Source organism: Bacteroides sp. MSK.18.37, from assembly GCF_019129155.2.
GTDB lineage: Bacteria > Bacteroidota > Bacteroidia > Bacteroidales > Bacteroidaceae > Bacteroides > Bacteroides ovatus.
Genome location: NZ_JAHOIB020000001.1, coordinates 2,156,144 through 2,183,041 on the forward strand (window position 1 = coordinate 2,156,144; position 26,898 = coordinate 2,183,041).

Annotated in this window: 17 protein-coding genes, 2 tRNA genes and 3 rRNA genes; 1 reads left to right on the top strand and 21 read right to left on the bottom strand. The window is 44.0% G+C overall.

Annotation, left to right across the window (positions count from 1 at the left end):
* Window positions 1-13 precede the first annotated feature (13 nt).
* The 9 genes from KSX81_RS09090 to KSX81_RS09130 form a co-directional block, all read right to left on the bottom strand.
* A complete protein-coding gene (locus KSX81_RS09090) occupies window positions 14-619 on the bottom strand; it encodes an ExbD/TolR family protein (protein WP_004311924.1) in 606 nt (201 codons plus the stop codon).
* A gap of 33 nt (window positions 620-652) precedes the next feature.
* Window positions 653-1,450 (bottom strand): MotA/TolQ/ExbB proton channel family protein, encoded by a 798-nt coding sequence (locus tag KSX81_RS09095; RefSeq protein WP_004311923.1) that lies wholly within the window; start codon window positions 1,448-1,450, stop codon window positions 653-655.
* Between the two features lie 154 nt (window positions 1,451-1,604).
* Window positions 1,605-2,042 (bottom strand): hypothetical protein, encoded by a 438-nt coding sequence (locus tag KSX81_RS09100; protein WP_004327118.1) that lies wholly within the window; start codon window positions 2,040-2,042, stop codon window positions 1,605-1,607.
* A gap of 248 nt (window positions 2,043-2,290) precedes the next feature.
* Window positions 2,291-2,401, bottom strand: a 5S ribosomal RNA gene (gene rrf / locus KSX81_RS09105).
* Window positions 2,402-2,478: 77 nt separating this feature from the next.
* Window positions 2,479-5,358: ribosomal RNA gene (locus KSX81_RS09110) — 23S ribosomal RNA — on the bottom strand.
* 160 nt (window positions 5,359-5,518) lie between these two features.
* Window positions 5,519-5,592, bottom strand: a tRNA-Ala gene (locus tag KSX81_RS09115).
* Between the two features lie 63 nt (window positions 5,593-5,655).
* Window positions 5,656-5,732, bottom strand: a tRNA-Ile gene (locus KSX81_RS09120).
* Window positions 5,733-5,917: 185 nt separating this feature from the next.
* Window positions 5,918-7,446, bottom strand: a 16S ribosomal RNA gene (locus KSX81_RS09125).
* Together the 16S, 23S and 5S rRNA genes with 2 tRNA genes alongside form the textbook arrangement of a ribosomal RNA operon.
* A gap of 863 nt (window positions 7,447-8,309) precedes the next feature.
* Window positions 8,310-8,657 carry a hypothetical protein gene (locus KSX81_RS09130; protein ID WP_115485096.1) on the bottom strand — a complete coding sequence of 116 codons (348 nt, stop codon included), beginning with the start codon at window positions 8,655-8,657 and terminating at the stop codon, window positions 8,310-8,312.
* A 358-nt stretch (window positions 8,658-9,015) separates the two neighbouring features.
* On the opposite strand from KSX81_RS09130, the gene KSX81_RS09135 reads away from it, so the two are divergent.
* Window positions 9,016-10,089, top strand: a complete 1,074-nt coding sequence (locus KSX81_RS09135) for an IS110 family transposase (RefSeq protein WP_008645115.1) — start codon at window positions 9,016-9,018, stop codon at window positions 10,087-10,089.
* Between the two features lie 1,263 nt (window positions 10,090-11,352).
* Here the strand turns inward: KSX81_RS09135 and KSX81_RS09140 are convergent.
* The 12 genes from KSX81_RS09140 to hutI form a co-directional block, all read right to left on the bottom strand.
* Window positions 11,353-12,357 (bottom strand): aldo/keto reductase, encoded by a 1,005-nt coding sequence (locus KSX81_RS09140; RefSeq protein WP_004307509.1) that lies wholly within the window; start codon window positions 12,355-12,357, stop codon window positions 11,353-11,355.
* An 86-nt stretch (window positions 12,358-12,443) separates the two neighbouring features.
* Window positions 12,444-13,931, bottom strand: a complete 1,488-nt coding sequence (locus KSX81_RS09145) for an MBOAT family O-acyltransferase (RefSeq protein ID WP_004307510.1) — start codon at window positions 13,929-13,931, stop codon at window positions 12,444-12,446.
* Window positions 13,918-14,835 carry an SGNH/GDSL hydrolase family protein gene (locus KSX81_RS09150; protein WP_008646306.1) on the bottom strand — a complete coding sequence of 306 codons (918 nt, stop codon included), beginning with the start codon at window positions 14,833-14,835 and terminating at the stop codon, window positions 13,918-13,920. The genes KSX81_RS09145 and KSX81_RS09150 overlap by 14 nt, the downstream gene beginning before the upstream one ends.
* Complete coding sequence (locus KSX81_RS09155; RefSeq protein ID WP_217725770.1) at window positions 14,822-16,222, bottom strand: SGNH/GDSL hydrolase family protein; 1,401 nt, start codon at window positions 16,220-16,222, stop codon at window positions 14,822-14,824. The genes KSX81_RS09150 and KSX81_RS09155 overlap by 14 nt, the downstream gene beginning before the upstream one ends.
* Window positions 16,223-16,337: 115 nt before the next feature.
* Window positions 16,338-16,631, bottom strand: a complete 294-nt coding sequence (locus KSX81_RS09160; protein ID WP_004307513.1) for a PG0541 family transporter-associated protein — start codon at window positions 16,629-16,631, stop codon at window positions 16,338-16,340.
* Between the two features lie 12 nt (window positions 16,632-16,643).
* On the bottom strand, window positions 16,644-19,802 hold the full coding sequence (locus KSX81_RS09165; RefSeq protein ID WP_004310863.1) for an efflux RND transporter permease subunit: 3,159 nt from the start codon (window positions 19,800-19,802) through the stop codon (window positions 16,644-16,646).
* Between the two features lie 114 nt (window positions 19,803-19,916).
* On the bottom strand, window positions 19,917-20,954 hold the full coding sequence (locus KSX81_RS09170) for an efflux RND transporter periplasmic adaptor subunit (RefSeq protein WP_004307515.1): 1,038 nt from the start codon (window positions 20,952-20,954) through the stop codon (window positions 19,917-19,919).
* A 33-nt stretch (window positions 20,955-20,987) separates the two neighbouring features.
* Window positions 20,988-22,334, bottom strand: a complete 1,347-nt coding sequence (locus KSX81_RS09175) for a TolC family protein (protein WP_004310868.1) — start codon at window positions 22,332-22,334, stop codon at window positions 20,988-20,990.
* Between the two features lie 55 nt (window positions 22,335-22,389).
* A complete protein-coding gene (locus KSX81_RS09180; protein WP_004323670.1) occupies window positions 22,390-23,040 on the bottom strand; it encodes a TetR/AcrR family transcriptional regulator in 651 nt (216 codons plus the stop codon).
* A 349-nt stretch (window positions 23,041-23,389) separates the two neighbouring features.
* Window positions 23,390-24,889, bottom strand: a complete 1,500-nt coding sequence (hutH, locus tag KSX81_RS09185) for a histidine ammonia-lyase (RefSeq protein WP_004296315.1) — start codon at window positions 24,887-24,889, stop codon at window positions 23,390-23,392.
* On the bottom strand, window positions 24,886-25,515 hold the full coding sequence (locus KSX81_RS09190) for a cyclodeaminase/cyclohydrolase family protein (protein WP_004296316.1): 630 nt from the start codon (window positions 25,513-25,515) through the stop codon (window positions 24,886-24,888). The genes hutH and KSX81_RS09190 overlap by 4 nt, the downstream gene beginning before the upstream one ends.
* A gap of 46 nt (window positions 25,516-25,561) precedes the next feature.
* Window positions 25,562-26,815: an imidazolonepropionase gene (gene hutI / locus KSX81_RS09195; protein WP_217725771.1), complete on the bottom strand. Its 1,254-nt coding sequence runs from the start codon at window positions 26,813-26,815 to the stop codon at window positions 25,562-25,564.
* Between the last annotated feature and the right edge of the window lie 83 nt (window positions 26,816-26,898).

Below are 26,898 nucleotides of genomic sequence, written 5' to 3' on the forward strand. Positions count from 1 at the left end.
TATTTCCTCCTTTTTAATTTTCAGATTCTGCCTTGAGAGAAGTAATCAGATTGTACCGATTTTCCCGCAAATCCTGAAGTGAGTTCATAACGTTCTTTATCACTGAGTATGGAGTTGTAGCGTCTGCCTTGATAGCAATACGTAGATCAGCGTTAGCGGCACGTGCATTACGTACCCACGATTTAAACTGATTGTCAACACTATCGCATGGAATACCTTCATTCTTTAGGATCTTATCCCGTTGATCTTCCGGGAGATCAAGATATTTCTGCATACTTCTGATAGGTACTCCAAAAGTAGAAGACAAGATAAATCTCTTCTCCTGTTCCGGAGTAAACTTAATGCCATACTCTTCACCCATGCTCTCCAATACAGCCTGCATATCCTGCTGCTTGTCGAGGCTCATAAATATTTTTCCTTCCGGATCAACCAGAATCTGGAGTACATTCGTCTCCGGAATCTTGATTTCCGATACGGAAGCCGGAGTGGTAACTTGTACTGGTTCTTTCTTCACAAATGTTGAAGTCAACATAAAGAAAGTCAGAAGCAATACAGTAACGTCACTCATAGCTGTCATATCTATGAACGTACTTTTCTTTTTAATTTGCGCTCTACCCATGATTAATAATAGATTTTATAAGGGTTCGCAGAATTAGTGAGTAGCAGCAAAAGTTTGCACGATAGAGAATCCGACTTCGTCGAGTCCGTAAGTCAATTTATCGATTTTGTTAGTGTAATAGTTGTAAGAAATAACAGCCAATGCACCAGTCAAGATACCGAAAGCAGTATTAATCAAAGCTTCAGAGATACCTTGTGACAAAGCCATAGAGTCAGCACCACCACCAGCAGACAAAGCAGCAAATGAACGGATCATACCGATTACAGTACCAAGCAATCCCATCAATGTACCCAAAGTAGTGATAGTAGCGATGATCGGAAGATTTTGTTGCATCATAGGCATTTCCAAAGCAGTAGCTTCTTCAAGTTCTTTCTGGATAGCCAACAGCTTCTGTTCTTTAGGAAGAGCTGTGTTCTTTTCCATTTCTTCATACTTACGCAAAGTAGAAGTTACTACGTTAGCAACAGAACCACGTTGTTTGTCACAGATTTCCTGTGCTTTCTTCATGTCACCTGCAGCTAAAGCGTCTTTGATGTTAGCTACAAACTTAGACAATGAACCTTTACCGAAAGCAGAACGAAGAGCAAAATAACGCTCGATGCTCAAAGCAAGTACGGTTAACAACAATGTCTGGATAATAGGTACGATGATACCACCTTTGTAAATAGTACCCAACATGTTCAACGGGTGATTGTTAGGGTCATTGTTCATAAAGTTGGACGGGTTACCTAATAAGAATTGAAAGATACATACAGCTATTACTAAACAGCAGATGATTACGATACCGGCATTCTTTATACCTACAACTTGAGTTTTTTTAGTAGTTTCCATAATAAGTTTTTTTGTTAAGAAATTAATTTTAGTTATTTAGGAAGTAAATTTTTCAATTAGACACACTGCGCTACAGACCCTGCAACTTTTAATAGGTAAAGTCACACGGTTTCATACAGAGTACGAAAAAAAACGAATAAAAATGGAGAAAAGACTAAATAAGGATGCGTCTTAAAGCGAACACGTAGTAGTCGCTACACGTAATGGAGTAATGTGGATCCTTATCGGAATAAAATGATTTACTTTGATCCAATACTAAAGAGTTTTCTCTTAACACGAGAAACTTTTGCATAACGTCTTTCAAGGAGTCATTGATTTCAATGATTCTCCGCAGACGATAATTATTAGAGTTTGATTCTGTTACGAGTTTAAGTCCTAATTCTACGTCAGAAACAGACAAAGAACGGACGCTATCATAGCTAACAGACTGCCCATCCACAGAAGAGCGTTGATTGCTGTCAGAAGATAATTCTGATAATTGACAAGGTGAGTCACTAAAAATACAAGTAGAGAAATTCATAGCATTTCCGCTTACGCTAAAAGATAGCATCAGCAGAAGAAAAGCTAATATGAATTTCGGGGAAAGTTTCATTGTATTTTTAGTTGTTTAATCAATTACAATAGATTCGGCCACAAATGTAGCAATTAATTGTATATGTTTATCGTCGTTCACATCATTTAAACATTTAAGTTTAACTCTTTTATAAAAACAAGCTACAATATGTTTTGTTCGATGAGTTTGCGACTTAATATGTTAAAAAAACATTTCCTCTGAATATCCAGAGTTTTAAGAAATTAAAAATCCCCTCCAATATTCCTACTGAAGGGGACTTTTCTTAAAAACGGCGGCTACCTACTCTCCCACTGTTACGCAGTACCATCGGCGTGACGAGGCTTAACTTCTCTGTTCGGAATGGGAAGAGGTGGAACCCTCGTGCTATAACCACCTGAAGAAGGTTATGACATGATGAAAAGTAAAATTTCAGTGTCTAGCAAGCTAAACGTATATACCCAACCGGTACATGTCCGAAAGAAAGTGAACGGGCAATTAGTAATGCTCGGCTTTGATGTTACCACCTTTACACCTGCATCCTATCAACGTCATCGTCTTTGACGACCCTAAGAAATCTAATCTTGTGGCTGGCTTCGTACTTAGATGCTTTCAGCACTTATCCAATCCCGACTTAGATACCCAGCAATGCACCTGGCGGCACAACTGGTAAACCAGCGGTCAGTCCAACACGGTCCTCTCGTACTAGTGTCAGAGCCACGCAAATTTCATACGCCCACGATAGATAGAGACCGAACTGTCTCACGACGTTCTGAACCCAGCTCGCGTGCCACTTTAATGGGCGAACAGCCCAACCCTTGGGACCTTCTCCAGCCCCAGGATGTGACGAGCCGACATCGAGGTGCCAAACCCCTCCGTCGATATGAGCTCTTGGGAGGGATCAGCCTGTTATCCCCGGAGTACCTTTTATCCTTTGAGCGATGTCCCTTCCATACGGAAACACCGGATCACTATGCTCTAGTTTCCTACCTGATCGACTTGTCTGTCTCCCAGTCAAGCGCCCTTATGCCATTACACTCTACGGACGGTTACCAATCGTCCTGAGGGCACCTTTAGAAGCCTCCGTTACACTTTTGGAGGCGACCACCCCAGTCAAACTACCCACCAAACAGTGTCCTCGTATCTACGAGTTAGAACTCAAATAATCAAAGGGCCGTATTTCAACAGCGACTCCACAAATACTGGCGTACCTGCTTCAAAGTCTCCGGCCTATCCTACACATCAATTACCCAAATTCAATGTTAAGCTATAGTAAAGGTTCACGGGGTCTTTTCGTCCCATCGCGGGTAATCGGCATCTTCACCGATACTACAATTTCACTGAGCTCACGGTTGAGACAGTGTCCAGATCATTACACCATTCGTGCAGGTCGGAACTTACCCGACAAGGAATTTCGCTACCTTAGGACCGTTATAGTTACGGCCGCCGTTTACTGGGGCTTCAATTCAATGCTTCTCTTGCGATGACATCTCCTCTTAACCTTCCAGCACCGGGCAGGTGTCAGGCTGTATACGTAATCTTTCAATTTGGCACAGCCCTGTGTTTTTGTTAAACAGTTGCCTGGACCTATTCTCTGCGCCCAACTCTCGTTGGGACCCTTTATCCCGAAGTTACAGGGTCAATTTGCCTAGTTCCTTAACCGTGAATCACTCAAGCGCCTTAGTATATTCAACCCGACTACGTGTGTCCGTTTGCGGTACGGGTACCTTAAAGATTAAGTTTAGCGGATTTTCTTGGGAGTATGCTTACACGCACTATTACCTTATTCCGAGGAATTTGGTATACTATCAGGTTCGACTCTTATCCCGGATTTGCCTGGGATAATCAACATCTACACCCTTCAACGGACTATTCCGTCAGTCCGCGGCGCTGTCACTCCTCCGTCTCCACGTCACTCCTTAAGGTAGTACAGGAATATTAACCTGTTCTGCCATCGGCCTCACCGTTCGGCTGAGCCTTAGGACCCGACTAACCCTGATCCGATTAGCGTTGATCAGGAAACCTTAGTCTTTCGGCGAGGGGGTTTCTCACCCCCTTTATCGTTACTTATACCTACATTTGCTTTTCCACACGCTCCAGCAAAGCTCACGCTTCACCTTCGACGCAGAGTGGAATGCTCCCCTACCGATCATTACTGATCCCATAGCTTCGGTAAATTGCTTGATGCCCGATTATTATCCACGCCAAACTCCTCGACTAGTGAGCTGTTACGCACTCTTTAAATGAATGGCTGCTTCCAAGCCAACATCCTAGCTGTCTTAGCAATCTGACTTCGTTAGTTCAACTTAGCAATTATTTCGGGACCTTAGCTGATGGTCCGGATTCTTCTCCTTTAGGACATGGACCTTAGCACCCATGCCCTCACTCCTGGGATCGAACTACTGCGCATTCGGAGTTTATCAAGACTTGATAGGCGGTGAAGCCCTCGCATCTTATCAGTCGCTCTACCTCACAGTAGTAATTCCCAAGGCTGCACCTAAATGCATTTCGGGGAGTACGAGCTATCTCCAAGTTTGATTAGCCTTTCACCCCCACCCTCAGTTCATCCGGAAGCTTTTCAACGCTTATCGGTTCGGTCCTCCAGTTAGTGTTACCTAACCTTCAACCTGACCAAGGGTAGATCACTTGGTTTCGCGTCTACTCCTTCCGACTAATCGCCCTGTTAAGACTCGCTTTCGCTTCGGCTGCGGATCTCAAGATCCTTAACCTTGCCGGAAAAAGTAACTCGTAGGTTCATTATGCAAAAGGCACGCCGTCACTGCTGAAGCAGCTCCGACCGCTTGTAGGCGCACGGTTTCAGGGACTATTTCACTCTTCTATTCGAAGTGCTTTTCACCTTTCCTTCACAGTACTGGTTCGCTATCGGTCTCTCGGGAGTATTTAGCCTTACCGGATGGTCCCGGCAGATTCACGCAAGATTCCTCGTGTCCCGCGCTACTCAGGATACCACTACGCTTCATTTAGCTTCGAATACCGGACTATCACCGTCTATGGTCCCATTTTCCAAAGGGTTCTTCTCACTAAATTTCTTGCGACATCGTGGTCCTACAACCCCAATATTGCCGTAACAACATTGGTTTGGGCTAATCCCCGTTCGCTCGCCACTACTAGGGGAATCATTATTATTTTCTTTTCCTACAGGTACTAAGATGTTTCAGTTCCCTGCGTTAGCCTCTTGCTATGCAAGATGTCATTCCTTCAGAATGACGGGTTGTCCCATTCGGAAATCTTCGGATCAAAGGTTATTTGCACCTGCCCGAAGCTTATCGCAGCTTATCACGTCCTTCATCGCCTCCGAGAGCCAAGGCATCCGCCATGCGCCCTTGCTTACTTTCTTTCAAACGTTTTATTCTCGTACTGGTATTGGTAGTGGAATTGCTTCCTTCTATCAATATTGCGTACTCGAACACGTACGGTTTGATATATACTTTTAGCTCTTACTAAAATTTTACTTTTTGTACATCATGTCAAAGATCGTTTCTCTTTTTCAGAGATCGTGGAGAATAACGGATTCGAACCGTTGACCCTCTGCGTGCAAGGCAGATGCTCTAGCCAGCTGAGCTAATCCCCCAAGAGGTTATTCAAGAATTTTGTTTTTTAGCTTTTAGCTTTCCCTGTTCCTCATTCTTGAGCTTGGTAGTCCCAGGCAGAGTTGAACTGCCGACCTCTACATTATCAGTGTAGCGCTCTAACCAACTGAGCTATAGGACTAGTTCAACCTTGTCTACCTGTATGTTAGACTCGGCTTCTTTTTTCTCTTGTTTATCTCTATCTATACTTCTATAGATGGTTGATCTATATGTTATAAATAAACAAGTACCAGTAGTACAAAAAACAGAACCTTTAAAGTCTCTAAGTGGCTGCCACGTTTTGTGACAGTTACGGCATCGCTCCAGAAAGGAGGTGTTCCAGCCGCACCTTCCGGTACGGCTACCTTGTTACGACTTAGCCCCAATTACCAGTTTTACCCTAGGACGCTCCTTGCGGTTACGTACTTCAGGTACCCCCGGCTTTCATGGCTTGACGGGCGGTGTGTACAAGGCCCGGGAACGTATTCACCGCGCCATGGCTGATGCGCGATTACTAGCGAATCCAGCTTCACGAAGTCGGGTTGCAGACTTCGATCCGAACTGAGAGAGGTTTTTGGGATTAGCATCCTGTCACCAGGTAGCCGCCTTCTGTACCCCCCATTGTAACACGTGTGTAGCCCCGGACGTAAGGGCCGTGCTGATTTGACGTCATCCCCACCTTCCTCACATCTTACGACGGCAGTCTCTCTAGAGTCCTCAGCATAACCTGTTAGTAACTAAAGATAAGGGTTGCGCTCGTTATGGCACTTAAGCCGACACCTCACGGCACGAGCTGACGACAACCATGCAGCACCTTCACAACAGCCTTACGGCTATACTGTTTCCAATATATTCTGTTGCAATTTAAGCCCGGGTAAGGTTCCTCGCGTATCATCGAATTAAACCACATGTTCCTCCGCTTGTGCGGGCCCCCGTCAATTCCTTTGAGTTTCACCGTTGCCGGCGTACTCCCCAGGTGGAATACTTAATGCTTTCGCTTGGCCGCTTACTGTATATCGCAAACAGCGAGTATTCATCGTTTACTGTGTGGACTACCAGGGTATCTAATCCTGTTTGATACCCACACTTTCGAGCATCAGTGTCAGTGACAGTCTAGTGAGCTGCCTTCGCAATCGGAGTTCTTCGTGATATCTAAGCATTTCACCGCTACACCACGAATTCCGCCCACCTCTACTGTACTCAAGACTCCCAGTTTCAACTGCAATTTTACGGTTGAGCCGCAAACTTTCACAACTGACTTAACAATCCACCTACGCTCCCTTTAAACCCAATAAATCCGGATAACGCTCGGATCCTCCGTATTACCGCGGCTGCTGGCACGGAGTTAGCCGATCCTTATTCATATGGTACATACAAAATTCCACACGTGGAAAACTTTATTCCCATATAAAAGAAGTTTACGACCCATAGAGCCTTCATCCTTCACGCTACTTGGCTGGTTCAGGCTCTCGCCCATTGACCAATATTCCTCACTGCTGCCTCCCGTAGGAGTTTGGACCGTGTCTCAGTTCCAATGTGGGGGACCTTCCTCTCAGAACCCCTATCCATCGTAGTCTTGGTGGGCCGTTACCCCGCCAACAAACTAATGGAACGCATCCCCATCGATAACCGAAATTCTTTAATAAAAATATCATGCGATATTCGTATGCCATCCGGTATTAATCTTTCTTTCGAAAGGCTATTCCGGAGTTATCGGCAGGTTGGATACGTGTTACTCACCCGTGCGCCGGTCGCCATCTTCAGTTTGCAAGCAAACTAAAATGCTGCCCCTCGACTTGCATGTGTTAAGCCTGTAGCTAGCGTTCATCCTGAGCCAGGATCAAACTCTTCATTGTAAAAGTATTTTTTATCATCCCTTAGGATGACTTTTTTGCTCTGTTCAGGACGCCGTAAATTTATTGACCTTATTCAAATACCTATTAGTCTTAATTGTATCACTACTTCATAAGACAAGTATTGACGGTTCTATTTTTTTACTTGTACTACTTGTATTGTTTATCAATATTTCAAAGAACTTGTTGCTTTCGTTTTAAAAGCGGGTGCAAAGGTAAGGGCTTTATTTTTAACTACCAAACTTTTTCGGAAGTTTTTTAGTTTTTCTTTTTACTCGATTTCTCTGGCTCTCTATGCGAAAGGGAAAGAAGGTATGAAAGAATAACTCTTGCCAATTTTCTTTGCGAATCGGACTGCAAAGATAAGAACTTTATTTATTATAATCCAAACTTTTTCGGAAGTTTTTTGTTCTTTTCTTTAAGTGGGATTCCACTTTTTCACTAAGTCAATTTGTCAAGGCTTTCTTCTCTTGGAAAGCGGGTGCAAAAGTACGCCCTTTTGGTATACACTCCAAATATATCAAACTATTTTTTCTAATTATTTTTGAATACATTTGCTAAAGTGCTGACGCATAACGATGTTGGAGAACATATTTTTTATGTATAGGGAAATTGTGCGCGGAAACGACGAGAGGGATACACATTATTATATCACACGCGGGCGCGTGAAGGCGTGAAAAGAGAATGAAAAGAAAAAGACGAAAAAGAAAACTACAAGAAAATAGATATTAGAAAAAAGCAAGAGGATTTAGAATCAACCGTCAGAATACTTTTTCTAAGCGGTCTAACGGTTGACTATTCCATAGGTATAGATCGGATAAATACAGAGTGGGTACTAATCAGATTCTAACTATAAAATCAGAATGTCATTCTTTTTTAGAGTTCTCTATTCGCAGGCTGACAAGTTCAACCCACTTCTTTATGCCCAAATCAAAGCCGCCTTTTTCTAACAGATGAAGGGCGCCCGCATAATGAAGGGCAGTCTCCTCCCTACTACAGCTTATCTTACAAGACAGTTCACCCAGATAGTATTCCAGCCGGGCCATTTGGATATAGTCCAATAAAGTATAATTCCCTTCGATTGACAAATCAATCAACTCCCGTATCAAAGCATAGGCTAGTTCACATTCCGTATAGGTTAAATCCGAGAGGGGTTTGTACATAACAGGATGCTGAGTCAGCTGAACAACAATTCGATTAAAGTCTCCGTACATAGGTTGCGTTTATTACCGCATCAGTTCCCGGTGGTGCGAGGGTTATAAAAAAAGAGAGCTCTAAGTTTGCAGTTAATAGATAAGAGGTCGGAAATTTATTTTAAAAAAGTCAAGCGAGACGAATAATTACCTCCGCATCTTATCAGGAAAATATCAGTCTTATTATCTTTGTTGTATTAAGATAAAGACTGATAGGCGGGAAGAGGACACCATAAAAGAGAAAGCACTTGAGGCTAGCCCACGTAACGGCCTCTCTCCGCCAAGCTGCAAAGCTCCGATAGAATATCAAGGTTGCGAGCCTATTTAGAGTTTAGAGTTCAAACAGCTTTTACCAGTCTTAGAAAAGTACAGCAAAAATATGAAAAAATTATTTATTGGAATTGATTTTTCAAAGGAGAAACTTGACGCGACGATAATTCTCGCATGTGGAATGAACGAAATAGGCTCCCGTGAGTATGGGTGTTTCCCAAATAACACTACGGGCTACCGCAAGTTATGTAATTGGGTTAAAACAAACGCTTGGAATACAATTGCTGAGGAATGGCTATTCTGTGGAGAAGACACAGGTTCATGTAGTATAGGACTGAGCAAATGGCTTTACGGAAAAGGCTATGACATATGGATTGAGAACGCTTACGCCATAAAACATAGCAGTGGTATCCAGCGTGTGAAAAACGATAAGGCGGACTCAGCAATCATTGCTGAATACGCATGGAGGCAACAGGACAAGGTTGTACCCTTTGAACCATTGAATGAATCCCTTGCGCAACTAAGGGAGATTTTCCTCTATAGGCATAAGCTAGTTGGGCAAAGAGTGGCAATGGAATTACGAAAAGAGGACAAATCACAATCAAACAAGTCAAAAGCAATATCCTTCATCAACCGCAAGAGCAAACACCTTATTGCGGAGATAAACAAAACAATTGCCGAATGCGATAAGGCCATTGATAGCATAATAGAGGCGGATGAGGAACTGAAAGAAAATTATGCTATTATAACCTCAATAAAAGGCGTAGCCAGGCAAAACGCAACCTGTATGTTGGTCTACACAAACAACTTCAAAAAATTCGGATATGACCCAAGAAAGATTGCATGCTATTATGGAGTTGCCCCCTTTGGTAAACAATCCGGAACGAGTGTAAATACACCTGCTCATACAAGCCATTTCGCCAATAAACTTATTAAATCATTATTAGGACAAGCAGCTCATATAGCCAAAATATATAATCCCGAAATTAGAGATTACTATCAAAGACTGATTAGTAAGGGAAAGAAGCCTCAAGTGGCTTTAAATAATGTCAAGAACAAACTCATAAGAATCATAGTGGCATTAGTCAGGAAGAAAGTACCATATGATCAAAATACATACAAATATTATGAAGAACGAGAAGTTATAGAAAGGAAAAAGAACGAGAAGTTAATTTATTGTTAAACGGAATAAGAGATTAGGATATTAGCATAGAATACGTGGAAACTATCTATTCATGCCATATATAGGTATCCGCTAAGACCCCTTTCGTGAACATGAATGATAGCCCCACGCCCAATTGGATATATAACAAGGTTATACAGACAATAGTGCGTGAGACCTGTCATTCATTCCATTCACGAAAGTTAAAATTTAGCGGATTTTATATATGAATGTAACAAATAACCGTTCTCAATAAAATTATTAAAAAACTACTTCCTTCGCTCGAAAGTAAGTTATCACAAAAGTAGAAATAAATATCTATTAAACAAACAATTTTGACAGGAAAAACATGATAGATCAATTAATTCAGTCTATATCGCATAAAAAACACAAACCCAATATCCTACTAGAAACAATTTCTCATTTTCATTTCTCATATTCTCATAACATGCACAATAATCTTCTGTAAATCAACAATATAGCACAATGAGAATAAAAATATAAAACGGTATTTCTCATAGTATGACCCGCATTTTGTACATAAAACAACCTATTTCTCATAACTTATCAAGGTATTTCTCATAGTATTTTGACTATTTATCCTATAAATTCTCAAGCTAGATCCTAAGCTAAAGACCAAGTTGAATACCAGACCATGCACCTATTTACAATATATTATCAGTGCTTATTGGAAGTATATAGAGCAGGTATCCGCATATTTTTCTACCGGCATCTATATCGTTCCACTCCAGTGGACAGGCCTGTGCACTAGAGTAGAAAGAACCGTCCACTAGAGTGGAACGATCTGTTCACTCGAGTGCAATGATACAGATAGTAGCAGGAAGAAATAGCAGTGAGTAAGGGAAAACAGTAAGATATAAGGTGAATGATACACAGGAAAGCAGTAAACAATAGGAAGTTGATTAATAAACGACATAGGGAAAGGAATAATCGTAAGTCCGGCGAGAGTCCGGGAAAAGCTGCAGCCATCATATATGAGAAATGAGCAAAACAAATAAGAAGGAGTATGAGAATAAGATGAGAAATGATTTGAAACCTATGAGAAATGCATCTTTTTTAGGGGTAAATGATGGAAATACTATGAGAAATGCCATTTCACAGTTCATTTCTCATAGTATTATATCATTGATTTACAAACTATTATCATATCATTTATGAGAACATGAGAAATGAATATGAAAAAACATTTGCAGAAGCTGAATTCAGCGGAGACTGCTGAATTCAAATTGTAAATACGACACCTCCTTATGAATCAGGCTGAATTTATCCGGGTAAAATTTGCTCTATTTCTTTCAACTCGTCTGCCGTGAACTCCAAATGTTCCAGCGCTTTCAAATTGTCGGCTAACTGATTCACAGAACTTGCACCTACAATCACTGATGTCATTCTTTCGTCTTTCAGCACCCATGCCAAAGCCATTTCAGCCAGCGTTTGCCCACGGCGGCGGGCTATTTCATTTAATTGACGGGCAGCTTCTACCTTTTCATGCGTCACTTGAGATTGTTGAAGAAAACCCGAAGAACGGGCAGCACGGGAACCTTCCGGAATGCCGTTCAGATATTTATCGGTCAATAATCCTTGTGCCAAAGGAGAGAAAGCTATGAAGCCGGAACCGTACTCCGCTGCTAAAGGAAGTGATTCAGCCTCAACCGCACGATCGAACATACTATATCGATATTGGCTGATAAGACAGGGAACACCGGCTTTTGCCATCATCTCATAGGCAACACGGGCTTGTTCGGGAGGATATTTAGAAATTCCGATATACAATGCTTTACCTTGCTTCACAATATCAATCAATGTCTGAATGGTTTCTTCAACTGGAGTGACTCCGTCATAACGATGACTATAAAAGATATCAAAATACTCCAAACCTGTCCGGCAGAGACTTTGGTCAATGCTCGCCATCAGATTTTTTCGAGAGCTATTTCCGCCATAAGGACCTGCCCACATGTCATGACCGGCCTTGGAAGAGATAATCATTTCATCCCGGTAGCCTTGAAAGTTCTCTTTCAAGATTCGTCCGAAATTTACTTCGGCACTTCCGGGAGCAGGACCGTAATTATTTGCCAAGTCAAAATGAGTAACACCGTGATCGAAAGCATACTTAATCATGTCGGTTGCTACATTGAAATTGTCCACACTACCGAAATTATGCCACAATCCCAAAGAGATTAGAGGTAACTGCAAGCCACTCTTGCCACAATATGTATAAGGCATCTGTTCGTAACGATCGGCTGCCGGCTGATAACTGAAAGAGTTTTCCATAAAGCAGAATGTTTATATTTTCCTTTCACAAAGAAAGGAAAAATATTCCAATTACGGCTTCAACCGGATATTAAAAAGAAGGCGGATCAGAACTGGAAATAGATAAACGGCTGAATCTCCGAACTCTTCATCTGAATAACAAGGTAAATCAAAGCTATCATCAACACTGCTTTTCCTACGAACGGTAGACGGATCACTCCCCGGCAAGCTGCATTTTCCCAGCTATCGGGAGCAAAATGAAGCAGGAAGCCGAGCAACATTAATGCGAATACTTTCCAATATCCTTCAAGTAACTGTGGGAACAGTTGCGGACGGAAAGTAGTGAATATCTGTCCCAGCATATCCATTGAGTTCTGAAAATCGGCATTACGGAAGAAAATCCAGCAGAAGCAGACAAAATGGAAAGTAATAACCACTCCGAATACACGCCGCCAACCATGACTTTGTTCTCCTTTCTTACGCCCGGTGATGGTCATCCACATTTTATGCAATGCTAAAGCAACTCCGTGGAAGGTTCCCCAAAGAACGAAGTTCCAAGATGCGCCATGCCACAATCCACCCAGAAACATGGTAATGATAAGATTCAGATATTGCCGGAACTTACCTTTTCGGTTTCCTCCTAAAGAAATATACAGATAATCCCGCAGCCAACTGGACAAAGAGATGTGCCAACGACGCCAGAATTCGGTAATGGAGGCAGACTTATAAGGAGAATTAAAGTTGAGATTAAAATGAAAGCCCAGCAATAAAGCGATACCGATAGCCATGTCACTATATCCGGAAAAGTCGCAGTAAATCTGTAAAGCATAACCATACACTCCCATCAGATTCTCAACACCCGAATAGAGAGTAGGATTATCAAAAATACGTTCTACAAAGTTGATGCTGATATAGTCGGAGATAATGGCTTTCTTGAAAAGACCGGATACGATCAGGAAGATTCCGCGGCCGAACATCTCCTGCGAAACAAAGAGAGGTTTCCGGATTTGCGGGATAAAATCGCGGGCACGCACGATAGGTCCTGCCACCAACTGGGGGAAGAAAGATACGTAGAAAGCATAGTCCAAAAGATTCGTCAATGGCTTTATGTCCCTCCGGTAAACGTCGATGGTGTAGCTTAGCGACTGGAAAGTAAAGAAAGAGATACCGACCGGCAGGAATATATCAAGGGCGGTAAACTCTCCTCCCATCAATGACGCTATCACTCCACCCAGGAAATTGGTATATTTGAAATAGACAAGAAGTCCCAGATTGATACTCAGACTCAAAACTACTAATCCTTTACGTTTCCAATACCCTTCTGCACGATCCATTAGCTGTGCAAGAAAGAAGTCGGCAACGGTGACTATAGCAAGCAGAAAGAAGTATGTGCCGCTACTCTTGTAGTAGAAATAATAGGAAAAGAGGGTGACAAACAAGATGCGGGCAGTGTATTTACGTTGTAACAACACATACACTACCATGAAAGCAGCGAACAGCCAAAGGAAGATACCGCTGCTGAATATCATCGGGGCTTGCGGATCGTAGGTAAGTACCTCTTTTAGTCTACTGAAATCTATATCAATGGGAAACATAGTCATTATATGCTTGTATAAGTGCTTGGTATAATAAATTTCCTTGCAGGATGTATCCTTCAGGTAAATAATGTACATGATCGGGACGCATCAGGTTTGCCTCCGTCCAGTTGGTGCAGGCACGACGCTTCCCTCCGACTACATCATACATATCCCACACGAGCAGGCGATGGTCTTTGGCATAACGGCGGATAGTTTCCGCTGCTGTTGCCGTACGGGGATTGATGGCATACGTGCGCCTACGCCTCCGTTGCCGGAAACTTTCATAGGAACCGGGAGGGGTAGTCAGAAGAATGGGGATGTTAGGAAGACTGTCGCGCAACAGTTTCACAAGTTCATCCATCTGATTGTAGTGCACATTTATATTATAACGCCGGTTATGGCTTTCATTGGTTCCGAAAGAGAGAATCAGCAATTCGGGTTTCAAGGCAGCGATTTCGGTAATACGATCCGGATGGGTAAATGTTAGGCAAGTAGCTCCGTTGACGCCTTTATCAATATAAGAAATGGCACCAAAGGTTTCTGCCAAACGGGCACCGGTGGTTTGGGGATAGATATGTCCACGCACGTGGCTATCGCCAATATGAACGATGCGGACTGTATCTTCGGAGAGTCCGGCACGTACCTGGCGGAGATGTTCAAAGACGGGAGCCAGCAGAGCAATGCTGTCAATAATCTCATTCCGTCCGGTTTCGCGAAAAGCAGCAGGGAAGGCTACTTGTACGTTGATCGTATCATTCGCCCAGTTCATTTCCCGTAAAGGCTTTATCCGCTTTGCAGTCTTTCCCAATGGAGAGCATACAGGCATACGGTCTTGCGCGATTGTTTCTGTAAGAAAACAAGGGACACTCAACATACCGGCGAGAATGAGAATAAAGATGGACAGCAGGTTACTCTTTCTCATAAGCACGCCTCCTGTCGTATTGTTCCTTACCATAGATCATGGTTTCATAAAGCAATCCAGCCAAATGCTTACCGCCACGGAAGTTTATATGCGTATAATCGTAGTTTGCCATAGAGGGTTTGGCATGGACGAGTTTTGCCATACTGCCTTCTCCGCCCATTGCTTCAAACATATTCCAGAATGCAATACCGCTTTCAGCAGCAATGTTCTGCTGATAACGAATCAGATTCTTAACACCGGGCATGGTACGGAGTTCGCCGTTTTCGTTCTTATAATCACGGTCGCCAACGCTCAATAACAGAATTCCGGCTTGTGGGAAACATTCTTTCAGATGCTCGATAGCTGTAATCAATCCTTTCTGGTAATTATCATAATTGCGTCCCCGTTCGGTAGCTACATTCAATCCATATTCGAGGATAATCAGGTCGTAAGGACGCTGGCGGTTAAACTGCTTCAACGTTTGTACCGGAATACCGCGCAGGGAAAGACCGGAACTGCCACGCAACGAGAAGTTATCGAGAATGATTCCTTTCTTTCCATCCATTGCCAAGCCATAGAACAGGGCAGAGTCCGCACGATCTACTGTCCAACGGATAGAACCGATGCGTCCGTCCACCTGAACTTGTTGTAATCCATCAGAAGGGCCTAAAGAGTAATTCTTGCTTTCTCCTTTGTTCACACGGGCAGAAAGAAGAACGGAATCTTTATTATAGAAGAAGATAGAAGCACGTTGGCAAGTATCGAGCAGGGAGGCGTATTTATTTTGTCCGCGTAGTTCTACATAAGCTCCGTTCCGGGGGACAAAATAGTGTCCGGAAATGCCTTGTTTCTTCTTATCGAAATAGATACTGTCTGTTACTGCATGGCTGGACCATCCGCCAAATGTATGCCGTACCGTAGGACGGTAACCGCTTGTCATGGAAGTGATGGTAACAAAACCTACACCACAACCGCCGAATTGTTTCTGAAGCATTTCGCGCAAGTCGGCTGTAAATATATCCGCTTCGATAAAAGAGTCTCCGAATACGGCAATGCGTACCTGTTTGTCATCAGAGTCATCTGAATCACTGGAAGAGATACGATTGAGTGCTTCATAAAAAGGAGCCATCCCCCGGAGAGTGGAATCACTGTAATCTTCAATGCAAGTCATACCTGCACGACAAGTATCTACAAAGACCGGCTTTACAACTGGAGGCAAAGGGATACTGTCCGAATCAGCTGTGGCAATCTCCGATTCCGGATAACGAAGGTCGCTCAAAAGGTCTACACGCCTCATCGTGTGCCCGTCAATGGTCAGTACCGGAAGGCAATGAAGCCCGAGTAAGGCTGCAAATACAATCAGTACGAACCACAACGAATATTTCAAATAATTCTTTATTATCTCCATAATGTTTCTAAAATCCCAAACGACCGCAAAGATAGACAAAAGCCACAAAAAGAAAGGAGAATCTACATTATTTATTAGATTCTCCTTTCCTTTTTATCTATCTACCGGATCACATTTAAATGGTCCGTTCAATGTTCCACACAAATGCACGCAAACCTAATTGTTCCGTCTGCAAATCCATTTTATGCAAGGTGTCGAGCAATGAATCGACTTTGTTATCTTCTACCACTGTCAGGATAGCCGAGCACATACTTGGCCAGGCATGGCTTCCGAAATGCGGATCGCCTGTTTTCGAACCACGTCCCTGTACTTTTTCAAGGTATGTAAAGCCACGACAACCCAAACGGTCGAGCAACGCCATGATTCGTTCGTAATAAGCCTGGTCGAATGTTATCAATACTGATTTCATATTTCTTTTCTGTTATTTCTTAATAATGTTATCTTTATTCGCCTGGAAATAAACGTCCAATTCACGTTGACGGCGGAGTTTACGACGACGGTTCTTGATACCAGTTCCCGCGAATACACAATATAGAGTAGGAATCAAAATCAATGTCAAAACAGTAGATATCGTCAAACCACCGATTACGGCAATTGCCATCGGACTCCACATTTCCGAACCTTGACCGCCACCGATAGCCATCGGAATCATACCGAGAACGGTAGTAGCGGTGGTCATCAGTACCGGACGAAGACGGCTCTTACCTGCTGTTACCACAGAGTTCAAAACAGCCAATCCACGTTCTCGACAAAGGGTAATGTAGTCAATAAGCACAATACCGTTCTTCACCACAATACCAATCAACATGATACCTCCCAATAAACTCATGACACTCAATGTGCTGTTCGTAAAGAATAGTGCCATCAAGACACCACTAAACGCAAACGGCAGGGAGAACATGATGATAAACGGATAAGTCAGTGACTCGAACTGCGCTGCCATCACGATAAATACCAGAACAACAATCAGGATGGCAAGTGTTCCCAAATCGCGGAATGAATCCTGCTGATCTTCGTACGAACCGGAAATCTGGATGGTGACTTCTCCCGGAAGATCCATTTTATCTATCACCTTATTTCCGGCAGCCACTACGTCGCCCAGCGGAGCTCCGGAGATTACAGCGGAAACGGTCACGATACGTTCGCGGTCTTTACGTTCGATGGTAGGAGGTGCAAAACGTTCGACTACCTTTCCGACGTCTTTCACACGAACGGATTGTCCCTGTGCATTGTAAATGAGGATATTTTCGAGACTCTCCAGGCTTGTACGGTATTCAGGTGCGTAACGCACTTTGATATCATATTCATCTCCGTCCTCACGATATTTAGATGCTACCGCACCATTGACACGGTTACGCAGATAGTTACCAGCAGTTGAAAGATTCAAGCCATGCATCGCCAGTTTTTCACGGTCGAAGTCTACCTGGTATTCCGGTTGGTAGTCACTACGGCTGATATTTACCTCGGTCACGCCTTTTACTTTCAATAATTCACGTTTCAGACGGGCTGCTACGCTATCGGTTACTGTCATATCGTATCCGTAAACCTCAAAGTCGGCACTTGCCTGCGCGGACATACCCGTGTTACTACCTCCGAGGATTACCTGTGCTTTACTGAATTCCGGATAGGCTTTCAAATCTTCACGCATCTCATCACAGACTGCTTCCAAAGTGATGTCACGATCACCCGGGTCTACCAAACTGATGTTGAACGAGATTATATGTGAGCCATTGTCCTGCATGGATGCCCAAGTGTTGTCAGAATCAGCCTGACCGACTGTATAGTTACAGACTTTCATTATGTCTTTATACTTCGTCAGCCATTGGTTGGTTAACTTCTGAGATAATTCCTGCGCTATCTCTTTTCGTGTACCGATTGGAAGTTCCAACTGTACGGCAATACGGGCATTATCCTGTGCCGGGAAGAACTCCGTACCGATGCCCTTTGCACACAGCAAACTGACAACGAAGAAAGCAATACATCCCACAATCACAATCGGACGATGACGTACAGCCCAGTTCAACATCTTCGCATACCAAGTATCAAGTCCGTCGAGCGCTTTCTCAATCGGAGTAAAGAAGAGCTTGAACATTTTCGATGGTTTCTTCTGCAAGCGAAGTAACTGAGAACAGAGCATCGGAGTCAAAGATAGTGCGGCGACCGTAGAAATAAACATGATGGCACACATCATCCAACCCAACTGTTTGAAAAGCACACCGGACATACCGCTTACCATCGTCAACGGGAAGAACACGGCAATCATGGTCAACGTAGAAGCAATTACAGAGATTGCCACCTCATTTGTTCCGTGCACGGCTGCCTGTTTCGGATCGGAGCCACGCTCGATATGGGTCGTTACGTTTTCAAGTACCACAATCGCATCATCCACCACCATACCGATAGCAATAGAAAGTGACGAAAGCGAAATAATATTAATCGTATTTCCACTAATCGCCAAGTAAATGAACGAAGCAATCAACGAAAGCGGAATAGTGATACAGATAATCAGCGTCGCACGCCAACGTCCCAGGAAGAGGAACACGACGATGACAACAAAGAGCAAGGCATAAACAACGGTTTCCGTCAAACTGTCGATGGTGTTCAAAATGTTGTCCGAGGTATCGACAATGACACCAATCTTCACGTCGCTCGGCAGGTTCTTTTGAAGCCTCGGCAGCGCGTCGGCCACTTTCTTGGAGATTTCTACCGAATTGGCTCCCGACTGTTTCTGAACTACAATCATAGCACCTTGCACACCATTATTATAGGTTTCCTGTGCACGTTCTTCCACGGTATCGACAATACGGGCTACATCACGCAAAAAGACATTCGCCCCATTGTGTGTACCCACCACTACATCTGCCAACTGACGGGAATCATCAAACTCACCTTCTACACGCAGTGCATAGGTTTCGCTACCAATATCGAAGTTACCACCGGGAATGTTCTTATTCTCGGCTCCGATAATGGAGCTGATTGTTTCAATAGTCAGGTGATAGGCTTCCAGTTTGTTAGGGTCGCAATATACCTGAATCTCACGTTGCGGTGCACCACTGATGGAGACGGTTCCGACTCCCGGAATACGTGCCAGCGGATTTACCACACGGTCGTCCAATATCTTATAAAGCGCTGACTGACTCTCATTGGCCTGTACGGAAAGCAACACGATCGGAATCATGTCCGTACTAAATTTGAAGATGATCGGATTCTCGACATCATCGGGAAGCTGTGAGCTTACCATGTCGAGTTTATCGCGCACATCATTGGTGAGAACGTCAATATCGTTACCAAACTCGAACTCCAATGTAATTAATGACATATTCTCGGAAGAACGGGAGGTGATATGTTTCAGGTTGCTCACCGCATTCAACGTATTTTCGAGCGGGCGAGTCACATTATTTTCTATATCCGAAGCACTTGCTCCGGGATAAGCGGTCATTACCATGATTGTATTCGTGTCAATGTCCGGATACAAGTCGATAGGTAACTTGGACAAAGAGAAAAGACCAAAAATCACCACTGCCAGAAAGCAGAGGGAGGTCATAATCGGTTTCTTAACCGCACCTTCGTATAAACTCATGTTGTTTTATTTAAAAGCCTCTCCCCGCTCCTCTCCCAAGAAGAGGAAGCCGGAAGATCGTTTTGAAATCAGGTTAATTAATAAAAGCATTGGGAGAAAGGTACTGTACATCTCTCATTTGGAAGAAAGTTGGGAAGAGGCTTCCACCTCTACTTCCATACCGTTCACCAAACGTGACTGTCCGGCAACTACAACCTGTGAGTTATCGGGCACACCGGATTTCAACTCGTACTCCGTACCCATGCGTCTACCCAGTTCAACCTTATTATAAGATACTTTACCGTCTTTATAAACGAATACATAACGGTCGCCGGAACCTGCCTGCTTAACGATAGCCAAATCAGGAACAACTACGTTTTCTGCTGTACCGAAGTTCAATGTCGCACGGGCAAACATTCCCGGACGCACACGCTGGTCTTTATTATCCAGTCTGATCTCCACCTGGAATGTACGGGTAGTAGCATCTATGGTAGGGTAAATCAGGTTGATGGTTCCTGTAAAGACTTCATCACCATATACATCGAGTTTCACGTCGACAGGAGTACCTTTTTTCACTTTCGTGAAGTAGGTTTCAGACACGTTAATCAGGAGTTTCACGGGAGTGATCTGTTCTACTACCAGAACCGGTTCTCCACCACTGTACATATCGCCATTATCATAGTTGCGCGCAGTGACTACACCATTGATAGGGCTTTGCAAAGAGGTATTCTCCAGCAGATTCTTATAAGCGGTTTTCTTCACATCGAGTTGCATCTTCGAAGCATCCCACTCTGATTTGGACGCACCGCCCACTTTATATAATTCGTCGATACGGTTGAATTCTATTTCCTGATTATCTAGTTGCAGCTTCGTCTGTTTCAGGTTGGCTGCATCCATCTGCACAAGTTTCTGGCCTTTGGATACGCGGTCGCCCACTTCCACAAAAATCTGGTCGATACGTACGGGAGACGAAGGCGCAATATTATTCTTTACTTCGGCTTCCACCGTTGCTGTGTAATCCTGTATTTGATCTACGGGGCGGGCTTTTACGTCTGCCAGCTTCACAATAGGCTTTGCGTCCACATGTTCCGCAGCAGCTTTGTCTTTTCCACCTGTACATGAGCCCATAAACACAGTTAACAGCAGGGCTACCAATTGGATACTTCTTTTCATATTCCTTACTTGTAATTTTTTAGTTGTCTATCTTTATTCTTTTCCCAGAACCTGATCGAGGTCTGCCTTAGCAACCAGGTAATCGTATATGGACTGATTGTAGGTGAGTTGCGCCTGTGTCAGTGACACTTGGGAACTGTTCAGTTCGAGCACCGTGCCCTTACCTACATCATAACGTTTTTCGGCAATCACCACCGCTTTCTTTGCCTGCATCACATTTTCCTTGTTGCTGACTACCTGCTCTGTGCTGGCACTCATATTATTGCGACAACTGACAATCTGCATATTCAACTGTCTTTCCGTATCGATACGATTCCAATCGAGCTGGCGCATCTGGATACGGGCAGATTTCACTTTCGTAAAATTGCTTGCCTTATATAAAGGTATGCTGATATTGAACATCAGGCTGGAACTGTTGCTCCAGTTATAATCGAAGAAATTGATATTCGGATTATACAATGACTGATATTGATAGGAGAAGCTCATGGAAAGAGTCGGCATAAAGTTTGTCTTTAAAGACTTTACATTCTTTTCGAGCAACTTCATGTTCAAGTCCAACTGCTTCATGGTGGTATTGTTGTTCAGATTCACATTCTCTTCTTTCAACTGATTGGCAAACATGGTCGTCTCATAGTTGGTCAGATTATCATTAATCTTTATCTCCACATCGGCAGTGATGCCCATCAGAACTTTTAACTGTAATTTAGCCAAAGTCACCGCATTGGCTGCCGCAATCAGGTTCGGCTTAATGCTGCGCATCTGTACTTCCGCACTGATCTTGTCATATTCGCTCACAGTTCCCTGCTGATATTTGGCATTCACTACATTGTAATTATCTTCTGCCAGTTTATAGCTGCCTTGAAGCACTTCATAGCTATCCTGTGCAAGCATTAACTGATAATAAGCCTTGCTTACCTGATTCACCAGATCCAGTTTGGAAGCACGTGACTTCTCTACTGCCAGTTCAATATCCGTCTTTGTCATCGACATAGCACGGTAAACACCCGGCACAAAGAGTGGCAGGTTAATACTCAACCCGGCATTGGCGGTGTTCGAACCGTCTTGCCCCATCTTGAACGACATATCGTTCAATTTCATTTCAGCCGCTTTAATTGTATGGTCTAAGGAACCGGCAATGCTGGCCTCCGGCAACAGACTTTGCCAGGCTTCCTTGCTGGCAACTCTCTTTAAGGCGATTTCTTCCGCTGCCACTTTCATTGTCGGATTCTCATCCAATGCAATTTCCAAGGCTTTGTCTAAGGTTAAGGTTAGGGTATTCTTCTCCGTCTGCGTGTCCTGCGCCTTTGCAAAACCAAATGCACAGAATGCCACAGCTACCAGAAGGATCTTCCGACCTGTCAATCTTTTCATCTTGTTCATAAACTGAATTTCTAATTTAATCTTAATTGTTTGTCAATAGAACCTCACTTTTACTCTAGTCTTCGATGCGGTTCTTGCGATATTCTTGTATAAAGTCTTCCAGTACCCTTGCTCCTTTTTCGGTGGAGATACCGCGTATATAAGTAAACATGATGGATTCGTACACTTCAATGAAAGGGTATTCATTACAGATGTCCGTATTCAAAAGCACATCAAATTGCTCACGTACCAGCAAATTGACAATAGCGAAGTTTACATCCGAACGAAAGATGCCCTGCTCTACTCCTGTTTTGAAGAAGGACATGGTTTTCATCGAATCGCTGTCCTGCCGATTCTTCATCATCTCATATACTTTGGGATATTTCTTAATGTCTTCAAAAAAGCGTTTGTTCGTCTGATGAAACATCTCAATGCTTTTCTGAAAGACTGCAAGTATCACTTCCAACACATTGTGCGACTGTTCAAAGACTTTCTGCAAATACTTGTCTCTGTCTGCCTGTGCCTTCAGTATGCATTCTTTCAACAACGATTCTTTATCCGAAAAGACTTCGTAGAGCGTACGTTTGGAAATTCCTAATGCTGCTGCAATGTCATCCATTGTAATACTCTTGATGCCTTTTGAAGTAAAAGCTTCTGTTGCCGCCGTTATGATCCGTTCTCTTAACTCTACCCGTTGGGAAGCGTCCTTTCCATGCTCTGTCATCATCCGTTTTTCTATTTTATTAAAATGCAGTTTTCGTTTTCTCTTCATTTCCAAAGGAAAAACGGAACAAAGATATATAGAAAACTCAATTAACAAATTAAGTTTCCAGCTATTTATAGTCCATTTGGGATTTATTATCATTCAATAGAGTGAAATGAAAACAAGTGTTAATAGGAAATTTGGAACAAACACAAAAGAAAGGTAAAAGGAGGGAATATAGGAAGTAAAGTTTTATCGCTAATAGAAGAGATGGGAGCCAATAAATGCCGGATAAATATCGATAAGAATCGACACTTACCCGGCAATAACAGTCACCATTATTAACGAAAAGCGAAAAAGGGTCAATTTATTGTCAGTATTCAATCTGTGTCCTCTTCAGGAAGGCGACTGTTTTATGTATTTCCTTGTACATCACAATGTCATCTTTTACAAAAGGCACTTCTTTCCGATAGGCATGGAGGAAACGCTCAAGAACGGGAGAGGTTTTCTGCGGGCGGCGGAAGTCGATGCCTTGTGCGGCGTTCATCAGTTCGATGGCAAGGATATGTTCCAGGTTGTCCATCACTTTATAGAGTTTGGTGGCGGCATTGGCACCCATGCTTACATGGTCTTCCTGTCCGTTGGAGGAGACTATGGAATCGCTAGAAGCTGCATAGCAGTACATTTTATTCTGGCTGACCATGGAGGCGGCGGCATACTGGGGAATCATGAATCCGGAGTTCAGACCGGGGTTAGCTACGAGAAATTCAGGTAGTCCACGGAGTCCCATAATCAGTTGGGAGACACGGCGTTCGGAGATATTTCCCAATTCGGCCAGGGCGATGGCGAGGAAGTCATAAGAGATGGCAAGCGGTTGCCCGTGAAAGTTTCCGCCGGAGATGATCCGGTCTTCATCGGGGAAGATGGTGGGGTTGTCCGTGACGGAATTGATTTCGGTCAGCAGTACGGAGGCAACGTAGCGGATGGCATCTTTGGTGGCGCCATGTACTTGTGGGATGCAGCGGAAGGAATAGGGATCTTGCACATGTTCCTTGTGGCGTTCGATTAGTTCGCTGCCTGCCAGTAGTTTGCGGAAGGCTTCGCCTGTCTCAATCTGTCCCTGATGGGGACGGATTTGCTGGATGCAGTCCATAAACGGGTCGATACGGCCGTCAAAGGCTTCGAGGGAAAGGGCGGCTATCAGGTCGGCCTTTTTCGAGAGGCGAAAGGCTTTGAGCATAGCAAACACACCGTTGGCACTCATAAATTGGGTGCCGTTCAGCAGGGCTAGTCCTTCTTTGCTCATTAATTTGACCGGTTCCCAGCCAAACTCGTCGAGTACGCTGATGGCTTCGCACTTTTTTCCTTTATAGTAGACATCACCGACACCTATCAGAGGAAGGAAAAGATTGGCGAGCGGTGCCAGGTCGCCGGAGGCTCCAAGGGAACCGCGGTCGTAGACAATTGGCATGACGTCATTATTGAAAAAATCGAGGATGCGTTGCACGGTGATAACTTGTACGCCGCTATGTCCCAATGAGAGGGCGTGGGCTTTGAGAAGCATCATCAGTTTGATGATGACGGGGCGGATTTCTTCGCCTACGCTGCAAGCATGGCTTTTTATCAAGTTCTCCTGGAGGGTTCCCAGTTCATCGGGAGATATATTTTTAGTGCATAGAGAGCCGAAACCTGTTGTTATGCCGTATAATGGTTCTTCGGAAGAAGCTATTTTTTGGTCGAGGTAGTCACGGCATTTCTGGATGCGTAACTTGGCTTCGGGGGCTAGTTCCAGTTTCAGGTTTTCGTTTATAATTCGTTCGATGATTTCGAAGGTCAGTGCTCCGGAACCGATATGGTATACATTCTTACTCATACGCGCAGGTCTTGATTTACGGCATCCAACAATTCTTTTTCTCTCTGACAGGCGGTTTGCTCGATGGCATCGGCTTCGGTTTGCAGCTGGAGGACAAAATCTCTGTCTTTGAGCGAACCGAGGTTGATACGGACATTCAGTAAGGCTCCCAATACGGCGGTACGGGCGGACATCATTGCTACACAGGCATCTGTGACAGCATTCCGGTTACCGAGACGGGCAACATCTGCTATAACGGACATCATATCCAGTGCTTTGCGGGCTACTTCCAACGGAACGAGGGCGGCTTGTTTGGTTGCCTTCTGGATAGCAGCACTTCGGGCGGCTTTCTCTTCGTCGGTTGTTTTAGGTAGTTTAAAGCAGGCAAATACTTCGTTGTAGGCAGCTGAATCTTTGTCAATAAGCGCCATAAATTCGTCTAGCAAACGGAGGGTGATGGTTTGTGCGTGCTGCATTACTTCTTCACTGACTTCGTATCCTTTTTTTCCTACGGTCAGCCGTGCCACCATCGTAGAAAGGGAGGAAGCCAGCGCTCCATTCAAAGCGGCAATACTACCGCCACCGGGCACAGGGTCACTGCAAGCTACTTTATCTAAGAAATCTTTTACGGTTAAATCTGCTAACATGGTATTCTGTTTTTTAAGTGATTAATGAATGAGAGTTTTTCAACTATTAAGCGACGGGATAAAGTATGCCGCCTTTAATAGTCATGATTACGCAATTCATGCCTATATAGTAAGGTAGAATATGATAGTTGTCGGAATTGAGAATGACGAAATCGCCTTGTTTACCTACTTCGATACTTCCAATACGGTCGGCTCGTTGAAGGGCGGCGGCTCCGTTCAGGGTGAGAGCAGTGATGGTTTCTTCGATGCTCATTTGCATATAGATGCAGGCCAGAGCAATGGTCAGCGGGATGGAACCGGAGAAACAACTGCCGGGATTCAGGTCGGTGGCAAGTGCCACAGCACAACCGACGTCAATCATTTCACGACCTCGCGCGTAGGGTTCTTTCAAGGCGAAAGCTGTCAGAGGCAACAGGGTGGCTACTACTCCGGCATCGGCCATTGCACGGATACCGGCATCGGAAGCGTGCAGGAGATGGTCGGCAGACAGTGCTCCGAGTTCGGCTGCCAGTTCGGCACCGCCGAGAGAGACGATTTCGTCGGCATGGAGTTTCAACAGGAAACCGTGCTCTTTGGCTGCCTGAAGCAGGCGACGGGATTGTTCGATAGAGAAAACGCCTTGTTCGCAAAAGACATCACAACATTCTGCCCACTTACCGGAATGGATAAGGGGAAGCATTTCACGAATCAGGAAATCGATGTATTCGTCGCTTCTCCCTGCATATTCTTCGGGAAGGGCGTGGGCGCCGAGGAAAGTGGAGACTATATCGACGCGTTTATGCTCGGCGTTATTCAGGCTGCGCATTACTTTTAGTTGTAGTAATTCTGTGTCCCGATCCAGGCCGTAGCCACTTTTACCTTCTACGGTGGTTACTCCCATGGTGCTCATCTTCTTCAGGAAGCTTTCGGCGGCTGAACGAAGTTTAAGGTAGTTCATTTGCCGGGTGGCTTTGACGGTACTTACAATTCCCCCTCCCCGCTCCATGATTGACATATAGCTTTCGCCTTTCAGACGCCAGGATAATTCTTCGGAACGTTCTCCGCCAAATACAAAATGGGTATGGGAGTCGACGAAACCGGGTAAAAGGCAATGCCCGCGAGCGTTATAATGCCAATAGTGCTGGTAGTAACCATCCCGATCTTCACCACGGTTTTCACCAACGTAGGTAATGATTCCTTTGGTCACTTCCACGGTTCCGTTTTCTATGATTTGCAGTTGGGACATTTCCTCTCCTTTACGGGCGGAAAAGCCGATGGGGGTTACGATACGGGCGTTAAATATGATTAGGTTTTCACTCATAAATAGTTCATCATAATTAGTTCATATAATAAATGGAGATATGAATGGCACGTTCTTTTAGAATGATGTTTGCCATAAAGCAA